This is a genomic window from Streptomyces sp. HSW2009 (genome assembly GCF_040240285.1).
Lineage (GTDB): Bacteria > Actinomycetota > Actinomycetes > Streptomycetales > Streptomycetaceae > Streptomyces.
Genome location: NZ_JBEHZD010000849.1, coordinates 1 through 2,291, shown reverse-complemented (window position 1 = coordinate 2,291; position 2,291 = coordinate 1). Strand labels below are relative to the sequence as shown.

The window sequence follows — 2,291 nt, the reverse complement described above, 5'->3', positions numbered from 1 at the left end:
CGCGGGGGGGGGCCCCCCCCCCCCCCCCCCCCCCCGGCCGCCGGCCCCCCCGGGGGGGGCCCCCGGGCCCCGCCCCCCGGGGGGGGGGCGCCCCCCCACCGCGACCGTCACCAGCGCCGGGACCGGGACCGGGACCGGGGCCGGCCGGCCGCTGGTCGCCAGCGACCTGGACCGGACGCTGATCTACTCGGCCGCCGCGCTCGACCTTGAGGTGCCCGACGCGCAGGCGCCGCGGCTGCTGTGCGTGGAGGTCTACCAGGGCAAGCCGCTCTCGTACCTCACCGAGACCGCGGCCGGGCTGCTGGCCGAACTGGCCACGGTCGCCGACTTCGTGCCCGCCACCACCCGCACCCGGGAGCAGTTCGGGCGCATCCACCTGCCGGGCCCGCCGCCGCGGTACGCGGTCTGCGCCAACGGCGGCCACCTGCTCGTGGACGGCCGCACCGACCCCGACTGGCAGCGCACCGTCAGCCGGGCGCTGGGCGCGGCATCCGCCGGGCTGGCCGAGGTCAGGGCCCATCTGGTGGCCACCGCCGACCCGGCGTGGCTGCTCAAGGAGCGGGTCGCCGAGGACCTGTTCGCCTATCTGGTGGTGGAGCGGTCGCTGCTGCCGCTTGAGTGGGTGCAGGAACTGACGGACTGGGCCGACCAGCGCGGCTGGGGCGTCTCCTTGCAGGGCCGCAAGCTGTACGTGGTGCCGCGCCCGTTGACCAAGAGCGCGGCCGTCGCCGAGGTGGCGCGCCGCACCGACGCCCCGCGGGTCTTCAGCGCCGGCGACGCACTGCTCGACGCGGACCTGCTGCTCGCCGCGGACCAGGGCTGGCGCCCGGGGCACGGCGAGTTGGCCGCCGCGCAGTGGTCGGCCCCGCACGTGAGCGCCCTCGCCCAGCGCGGGGTGGCCGCCGGTGAGGAGATCGTCCGACAGTTCCGCAAGGCGGTGGACGCGGTGGGGACGGGGGCCGCGGGCAGGGTGGGGGATGGGGTGGCTGACGCGTAGCGGGCCGGTCGTACGCGTCGTACGCGTCGTACGGGGTGCACGGGGTGCACCGTCGTGCGGGCGGGGTGGGCGCGTCGCGCCGGAGCTCGCCGGCGGCCGGCCCCGCCGCACCGCTCACACCGGCCACCCGGGCCACGGGCCGGCCGCGGCCACCCCAGCCGTCCCCTCCCAGCGCCCCGCGTCGGCCCGTACCTGACGTTCGCCACAGTCTCGACCTGCGGAAATCCTCAGTGCGCCGGGGGATGGGGGCGATTAGCGTTCGAGGCATGCGGAGATGGGTGGGGCAGGGGCTGCGGGTGTCGGTCGGGCTTGCCGTCGGTGGCTGCACGGCCCTGCTCGGCCTCGGCTACGCCGCGCTGGGCGGCCTCGCGCTGCTGTGCGTGTTCGTCTGGCCGCGGGCCCGGCAGGCGCTGCTGCGCGTCGTGGAGCGCGGGGCGCGCCGGCTGGTGCAGTGGGAGCGGCGGCGCCTCGCGTACTTCCTCGATGTCGAGATCGGCTCCGACTTCGGCGGCAGCAGGGCGCTCGGCTATCTGGCCGTGCGCTGGCTGCTGGGGCTGCTCGGCTGTCTCGTGGTGTTCTCCGTGCTGGTCGGTGCCGGGTACGGATCGCTGCTGGTCTGGGGCTGGTTCATGTTCGAGGACCACAACCGGGTGGCCCAGATCTCCTCCGCGATCGGCGGGCTGTTCCTGCTCTTCCTCGCCGCCCAGAGCCTGTTCGGCGTCGTCGCCCTGGAGCAGCGGCTGGCCTGGTACTTCCTCGGCGTCCACCCGCAGGACGCCCTGCACCGGCGGATTGCGGAACTGGCCGCCAGCCGGGCCGGGGTGGTGGCCGCCGTGCACGACGAGCGTCGCCGCATCGAGCGCGACCTGCACGACGGGGTGCAACAGCGGCTGGTGGCGCTCGGCATGTTGCTCGGGCGGGCCCGCCGAGGCCAGGACCCCGAGCGCACCCACGCCCTGCTCGCCCAGGCCCACGAGGAGAGCCGGCAGGCCCTGGACGAACTGCGCGAGGTGGCCTGGCGGGTGTACCCCACGGTGCTGGACGAGGCGGGTCTGCGGGCCGCCCTGGAGACCGTCGCCGAGCGTTCCGGCCTGCCCGTGCGCCTCGACTACGGGCTGCCGGCCGAGCCCGCGACCGCGGTCCGTGCCGTCGCGTACTTCATCGTCTGTGAGGCCGTCACCAACGCGGTGAAGCACTCCGGCGCGCGACGGGTGCACATCGCCCTCACCCGCGCCCCGGCGACGCCGCCGACGGCGGTGCGCCCGCGGGGGCGCGCCGCGCCACCCGGGTATCC

General features: G+C 76.6%; 2 protein-coding genes. Both read left to right on the top strand.

The annotated features are described in order from the left end of the window. The first annotated feature begins 151 nt into the window (after positions 1-151). Complete coding sequence (locus AAHZ94_RS32865; protein WP_349997366.1) at positions 152-997, top strand: HAD family hydrolase; 846 nt, start codon at positions 152-154, stop codon at positions 995-997. A 266-nt stretch (positions 998-1,263) separates the two neighbouring features. Next, a partial coding sequence (locus tag AAHZ94_RS32860) for a sensor histidine kinase (RefSeq protein ID WP_349997365.1) occupies positions 1,264-2,291 on the top strand: 1,028 nt, incomplete at its 3' end.